This is a genomic window from Paracoccus salipaludis, assembly GCF_002287065.1.
GTDB classification, from domain to species: Bacteria; Pseudomonadota; Alphaproteobacteria; order Rhodobacterales; family Rhodobacteraceae; genus Paracoccus; species Paracoccus salipaludis.
Map to the genome: position 1 here is coordinate 75,362 of NZ_NSJZ01000014.1, position 6,433 is coordinate 81,794.

The 6,433-nt window shown below is 68.8% G+C and carries 5 protein-coding genes, 1 tRNA gene and 1 rRNA gene; 3 read left to right on the forward strand and 4 right to left on the reverse strand.

The features are described 5' to 3' along the window. Positions 1-93 precede the first annotated feature (93 nt). The 3 genes from pdxR (at position 94) to uvsE (ending at position 3,841) form a co-directional block, all read left to right on the forward strand. The gene (gene pdxR / locus CK240_RS13855; protein ID WP_095640932.1) at positions 94-1,578 is read left to right on the forward strand and encodes a MocR-like pyridoxine biosynthesis transcription factor PdxR; all 1,485 of its coding nucleotides are present in this window, start codon (positions 94-96) and stop codon (positions 1,576-1,578) included. A gap of 84 nt (positions 1,579-1,662) precedes the next feature. After that, positions 1,663-2,724 carry a single-stranded-DNA-specific exonuclease RecJ family protein gene (locus CK240_RS13860; RefSeq protein WP_205957845.1) on the forward strand — a complete coding sequence of 354 codons (1,062 nt, stop codon included), beginning with the start codon at positions 1,663-1,665 and terminating at the stop codon, positions 2,722-2,724. Further along, a complete protein-coding gene (gene uvsE, locus CK240_RS13865; protein WP_095640933.1) occupies positions 2,717-3,841 on the forward strand; it encodes a UV DNA damage repair endonuclease UvsE in 1,125 nt (374 codons plus the stop codon). Before CK240_RS13860 ends, uvsE begins: the two co-directional genes overlap by 8 nt. Here the strand turns inward: uvsE and CK240_RS13870 are convergent. The 4 genes from CK240_RS13870 to rrf form a co-directional block, all read right to left on the reverse strand. Beyond that, entirely contained in the window at positions 3,838-4,578 is a 741-nt protein-coding gene (locus CK240_RS13870) for a CDP-alcohol phosphatidyltransferase family protein (protein ID WP_095640934.1), read from the reverse strand. The genes uvsE and CK240_RS13870 overlap by 4 nt on opposite strands. Then, positions 4,575-5,255, reverse strand: a complete 681-nt coding sequence (locus CK240_RS13875; protein WP_095640935.1) for a phosphatidylserine decarboxylase — start codon at positions 5,253-5,255, stop codon at positions 4,575-4,577. The genes CK240_RS13870 and CK240_RS13875 overlap by 4 nt, the downstream gene beginning before the upstream one ends. Before the next feature lie 929 nt (positions 5,256-6,184). Further along, positions 6,185-6,261: transfer RNA gene (locus tag CK240_RS13880), tRNA-Met, on the reverse strand. A gap of 90 nt (positions 6,262-6,351) precedes the next feature. Continuing rightward, positions 6,352-6,433: ribosomal RNA gene (gene rrf / locus CK240_RS13885) — 5S ribosomal RNA — on the reverse strand; the annotation flags it as partial.

Sequence of the window (6,433 nt, forward strand, 5' to 3'; positions counted from 1 at the left end):
GTTGCGCCGTCTTGAGATGCGGCTTGGCGGCTACCATGGCGCGGCCTAGTGTCGCGGCATAGGTCCAGTTGGGAATAGAGCTAGGTCCAGATCATGGCCGCGTTGCTGCCTCTCGACTCGATCCGCCTTCGGGGGGCGAAGGACCGGCCGCTGCAGTCGCGGCTGATCGAGGGGATGATCGCCGCCATCCTGGAAGCGCGCTGCCTGCCCGGCACGCGCCTGCCCTCGACCCGCGAGCTGGCGGGGGCGCTGGGCGTGTCGCGCATGACGGTGACGCTGGTCTATGCGGAACTGGGGGCGCTGGGCTACATCGCCAGCCGGCCGCGGTCGGGCTTCGTGGTGGCCGAAACGGTGCCGAACCGGCGCGTGGCCGGTCAGGCCCCCAGCGCCCGGGGCGAGCAGGTGGCTTGGGGCGACTGGCTGGGCGCCTCAAGGCCCCGCCAACGGGTCATCCGCAAGCCCGCGGACTGGCGCAGCCATCCCTATCCCTTCCTCTTCGGGCAGGCGGACCCGAGGCTGTTCGACCATGCCGCCTGGCGGGACTGCGCCCGGCGCGCACTGGGGGCGCGGGACTTCGGCGGCCTGACGATCGACCTGATGACCCGGGACGATCCCATGCTGATCGACCACATCTGTTCCTCCACCCTGCCCCGGCGCGGCATCGCGGCCACGCCCGACCAGGTGCTGATCACCGTGGGTTCGCAGAACGCGCTGTATATCGCGCTGCAGATTCTTGCGGACCCCGGCCGCCCCGTGGCGATCGAGGAGCCGGGCTATCCCGATTTCGCCGAAACCCTGCGGGCGCGCGGCGTGCCCATGCGCCTTGTGCCCGTGGACGCGGGCGGCATGGATGTCGGGGCGATCCCCCCGGGCACGCGCATCGTGATCGCCACCCCCAGCCACCACATCCCGACCGGGGCGACCATGCCGATGGCCCGGCGCGAGGCGCTGCTGCGGCGGGCCTCCGACGACGACCTGCTGGTGATCGAGGACGACTACGACTTCGAGATGTCCTATCTGGTCCCGCCGATGCCGGCGCTGAAGTCGATGGACGACGCGGGCCGGGTCATCTACCTGGGCAGCTTTTCCAAGTCTCTGTTCCCGGGGCTGCGGCTGGGCTACCTGGTGGCCTCGGCCCCGCTGATCGAGGCGGCGCGCGCGCTCAGGGCGATGATCCTGCGCCATCCTCCGACCCAGTTGCAGCGGGTGACGGCCTATTTCCTGGCGCAGGGGCATTACGACACCCATATCACGCGGCTGCGGGCCGAGATGGCTCGCCGCCGCGCCGCCGTGATCGCGGCGCTGGAGGGAACGCCCTTCCGCATCGCGGGGGCGGACCGGGCGGGCGGGACCAGCCTGTGGATGCTGGCGCCCCCCGGCATCGACAGCGGGGACCTGGCGCGGCGGGCCGCCGCACGGGGCGTGCTGATCGAATCCGGAGCGGTGTTCTTCGAGAACCCGCCCGCGCCCTGCCCCTGTTTCCGGCTGGGCTTCGGCTCGATCGCCGTCGAGCAGATCGCGCCCGGCATCGCGGCGCTGGCCGAGGCCCTGGCCGAGACGCCCCCCTTCGGCGGCTGACCTTCCGGGGTGCCCGGGCGACGGGCGCGCGGGTTTACCTGACCCGCGGCGTGAAACCCGCCACGCCCTGCGCCGTTGAGGACCATGCCCTTCCCGCCCGTCCAGACCCCTGCCGATGCAAGCGCCGCCTTCCGGGCGGCGCTGGACCGCTTCGACCCGGACCGGCGCCCCCTGATCCTGGGCCATTTCGACGCCGATGGCCTGTCGGCCGCGGCGATCCTGTCGCGCGCGCTGGAGCGCGCGGGACGGCCCTCCGACATCCGCATCACGGGCAAGGGCGAAAACCCTTGGTCGCCCGCGCTCCGCCAGGAACTTGCGGCACGTGCCCCCGGCGGGCTGATCGTCACCGACCTCGGCGTGGGCGAGGGCGAGATCCTGCCTGGGACCCCGACCGTGCTGATCGACCACCACGTGCCCCGGGGCACCCCCGGCGAGGCGGTCGTGATCACCGGGAACGGCCGGCTGCCCGAGCCGACATCGTCGCTGCTGGCCTGGTGGTGCGTGCAGGCGCTGGATCCGCCAGAGGAGCTGTTGTGGCTCGCGGCGCTGGGGCTGGTCGGCGACATGGCCGAAGGGGATTTCCCCGAACTGGCCGAGGCGCAGGCGCGCTTTGGCAAGACGGCGCTGCGCGACGCGGCCTCGCTGGTCAACGCGCCGCGCCGCACCGCCCTGGCCGACCCTGCGCCCGCGCTGGCCCTGCTGCTCAAGTGCGACTCGCCCAAGGAGCTGCTGAAGGGCGGGCACCCCGAGACGGCGCAACTGCTTGCTGCAAAGGCCGAGGTCGCGGCGGCGCTGGAGGGCGCGAGGCGCGTGCCGCCCAAGGTGCGCGGCGATGTCGCGCTGATCCGTTTTTCCTCGCCCTGCCAGATCCATCCGCTGATCGCCCAGTCCTGGCGCGGGCGGCTGAAGGACAAGATCGTGCTGGCCGCCAACACCGGCTATCGCCCCGGCTGGGTCCATTTCGCCGCGCGCAGCGCCACGGGCACGGACCTGATCGACTTCCTGGCCCGCCACCGCCCGCCCGGCGCGGGCGCGGAATACGGCAGCGGCCATGCCCAGGCCACGGGCGGCGCGCTGCGTCCCGCCGACTGGTACCACTTCGCCGCCCGGATCGGCTTCCCCGAGGAGACCCTGCCCCATGAGTGACCGCCCCCTGCGTCTGGGCTTTCCCGTCAAGGTGATGGGCCGGCCCGGCCTGAAAAGCAACGACACGCGGCGCTGGCGGCAGAACCCGCACCTGAAGACCTCGCTGGAATACCTGGACGCGATCTTCGACTATCTCGTGCAGATGGGGATCGACATGTACCGCATGTCCTCGGACCTCGCGCCCTATGCGACGCATCCCGACATGCCGCAGTTCCACGACATGGTGGCCGAAAGCGATGCCGAGCTGGCGGCGCTCGGGCGGCGGGCGCGCGAGCTCGACATCCGCCTGTCCTTCCACCCGTCGCAGTTCGTGCTGCTGAACAGCCCAGATCCCTCGCTGACGGCGAAAAGCATCTGGGACCTTTCCTCGCAGGCCGAAATGCTGGACCGCATGGGCATGGGCCCCGAAGGCGTCCTCGTCACCCATGTGGGCGGTGTCTATGGCGACCGCGAGGAAAGCCGCGCCCGCTGGATCAAGGGCTACGAGCAATGTCCCGACCACGTCCGCCGCCGGCTGGTGCTGGAAAACGACGACATCCGCTTTTCCGCCGCCGACGTGCTGTGGATCCATGAACGCTGCGGCGTGCCGCTGATCTTCGACTATCAGCACCACTGGTGCCTGAACCCCGAGGGGCTGGCGCTGCGCCCCACGCTGGAACGCATCCTGCGATCCTGGCCCGAGGGCGTGCGGCCCAAGATCCATTTCTCCTCTCCGCGCACCGAGATGCGCGAGATCAAGCGCAAGGTGACCGAGAAGGAGCGCGAGGCGGCAAAAAGCGCGAGCCCCCGCAAGGGTGCGCTGACCAAGGGCGTGGTGAAGCCCACCTCGCGCATCAAGACCGTGCTGCTGCCGCCCGTCTGGACCGGCCACGCCGATTTCACCAACCCCTTTGAATTCGCGACCTTCATGCGCGAGGCCGAGGGGCTTGAGTTCGACGTCATGCTGGAAGCCAAGACCAAGGACCTGTCGCTTCTCAGGCTGAGGACGGACCTGTTCCGCTATGCCCCCGACGTGGCCTCCCGCTTCGGCGCTGGCCCGGCGGGCGCCGCCGTCCTGGCCGAGCAGATGCTGGACCAGGGGATGGAAGCCGAGGCGGTCGGGGACGACGACGGCTAATGGCGGCGCGGCCTTGGCCCGGCGATCCAACCCCAGATCACCATGGCGACATAGCCCAGGCACAGCACGATGAGCGTCAGCCAGGCGAAGCTGAACAGCGCCGCCCCGACCACCGCGACGCCCACCAGGAAGAACTTGACGTTCTCGCGCGAGATCTTGGTGGTCTTGAAGGACCAGGTCGGCAGGCGGCTGATCAGCAGCAGGCCCACGGCAATCATGTAAAGGCAGATCACCGTGTCCGGCAGGACCGCCCGGTCGGCGATCGCGAAGGACAGGTACATCGGCAGCATGACCAGCAGCGCCCCCGCGGGCGAGGGCACGCCCTGGAAATAGGCGCTGTCGCGCGGCTCGTCGGACTTGGCGGTGACGTTGAACCGCGCCAGCCGGATCACGCAGCAGACCGCGAAGACCAGGACCGAGATCCAGCCCAGGCCGCGCATGTCCTGCAGCGCCCAGAAATACAGTGTCAGCGGCGCGGCCACGCCGAAGTTCAGGAAGTCGGCCAGCGAGTCCAGCTCCGCCCCCATCTTGCTGGAACTGCCCAGAAGCCTCGCCAGTCTTCCATCGACCCCGTCGATGATGCCCGCGCCGATGATCAGCAGCACGGACAGGACGTAATCCCCCTGCACGCCCAGACGGATGGCCGTCAGTCCGGCGCAGATCGCCAGGATGGTCAGCGCGTTCGGCAGCAACTGGAACAGCGAGAATTCGGCCTGCTGTGGCACCGGTTCGGTCATGCGGGCCCCCTCGCGGTCGGGTTGAGATCGGCCAGGACGGTTTCGCCCGCGACCATGGTCTGACCCACCCGGACCAGCGGCTCGACGCCCGGCGGCAGGTAGACATCCAGCCGCGAGCCGAAGCGGATCAGGCCGAAGCGCTCGCCCGTTCCCAGCCGGTCGCCGGGCTTGACGAAGCACAGGATGCGCCGCGCGACGAGGCCCGCGATCTGCACCACGGCAAGATCGCGCCCGTCCGCCATGCGGATGCGCAGGCTGTTGCGTTCATTGTCCGCACTGGCCTTGTCCAGCGAGGCGTTGAAGAACTTGCCCGGGCGATATGAGATCGCGGTGACCTCGCCCGCGGCGGGGCTGCGGTTCACGTGGCAGTTGAAGACGCTCATGAAGACGCTGACGCGGGTCAGGGGCATGTCCGCCATCCCCAGCTCGGCGGGCGGAACGGCGGGCTCGATCAGCGAGACGATGCCGTCGGCAGGGCTGACGACCAGTCCGGGACGGTCGGGCGTCACCCGCTCGGGGTCGCGGAAGAAATAATAGCACCAGACCGTCAGGCCCACGCCGATCCAGCCGAGCGGCTCCCACAGCAGGAACAGAACAAGCGTGATGGCGGCGAAGATGGCCAGGAAGCGAAAACCCTCCGGGTGCATCGGCTTGATGATCGTGTCACGCATCCGCATCGCGGAATCTCCTGTCCCGTTTGGCTGGCCTGTCATAATGGCTTCGGGGCCCAGTGATCCATCCCGGATCATCGTCGCGACGCAGCGCCCCCTTGCCCGCCAGCCTCGGACACAAGGGTCGCGGCTTTCCGTCCACCGTTTCGGCAAGGAGGTGGAAGCGCCGGTCGCACCGAAGGTCGGGTGCAGCCGGGTTGGCGGAGAGACCATCTTCAGTCCGGCCTCGCTTGCGATGCCGATGCACAAGCCGCCGAGTTGCCGGGTGCAGGCGGATCCGCGTGCCGGCAAGGACGAAGCACAGCGCAGGGCCTTGAAGCAACGAGGCGGGCCTCGCTCGCCGCGTCGGCCTCGGGGGCGCAACGCATTCTCTTCCGGACCCCGGCCTTTTCGAAAGGTCGTCTAGCCGAGCATTTCCCGACTGAATTGCAGAAGGCCCTGTCCGCAGCGTGCGCCCAAGATGCAAATGATCGCCATCGGCTGGCCCGCGACTTGGCGAAGCTGGACTTGGGATCGCACGAATTTTCGATATGATCGACAAGGTGGTCAACCTGAGTCCCCTGCAGGTCCACTCGAAGGCGCCACGAGCGAAGTGGGCAACCTTGCAGAAGCGACTCCAAGATCTCGGTGTGGGCTCGCGATGACAGATGCTCGTGCCGCGCGCCAACGAACTGACGAAGGTCGACGGGTGTCAGGCGCGGCTGGAGACCCTTCTGGAAGGCACCGACGAGAGAGCCAAGTCTGACCGGTTGCTGCGAGTTGCTGGGGATGGTCTGGGTCCAGCCGGACGCGAATGCATGGGCCATGTTGCGAGTGGAGATCCGGAGCACGGCCCCCCGCCTGTTTTGCCGGGATTGCCTTGGCGCAAATGCGAATGGCCCCGCGGAGGGCGGGGCTGGGCGCTTGAGCCGTTGATGTTCTTGCGGAAACAATGTTGGTTGCGGGGGCAGGATTTGAACCTGCGGCCTTCAGGTTATGAGCCTGACGAGCTACCGGGCTGCTCTACCCCGCGTCCGAGCTGCGTTTGCGCAGCGGGTTCCCCGCGGGTTTTTGGGTGCGGGGGTTGTGTGATCGTTTCGGAGAGGTTTGCGTTTCTTTCCAGGTCTGGCGGTGACCTACTCTCCCACGTCTTGAGACGCAGTACCATTGGCGCGACGGCGCTTAACGGCCGAGTTCGGGATGGG

Excerpts from the sequence above, each read along its gene's own strand:
- pdxR (WP_095640932.1), top strand. The coding sequence starts at position 94 with ATGGCCGCGTTGCTGCCTCTCGACTCGATCCGCCTTCGGGGGGCGAAG.
- CK240_RS13860 (WP_205957845.1), top strand. The coding sequence starts at position 1,663 with ATGCCCTTCCCGCCCGTCCAGACCCCTGCCGATGCAAGCGCCGCCTTC.
- uvsE (WP_095640933.1), top strand. The coding sequence starts at position 2,717 with ATGAGTGACCGCCCCCTGCGTCTGGGCTTTCCCGTCAAGGTGATGGGC.
- CK240_RS13870 (WP_095640934.1), bottom strand. The coding sequence starts at position 4,578 with ATGACCGAACCGGTGCCACAGCAGGCCGAATTCTCGCTGTTCCAGTTG.
- CK240_RS13875 (WP_095640935.1), bottom strand. The coding sequence starts at position 5,255 with ATGCGGATGCGTGACACGATCATCAAGCCGATGCACCCGGAGGGTTTT.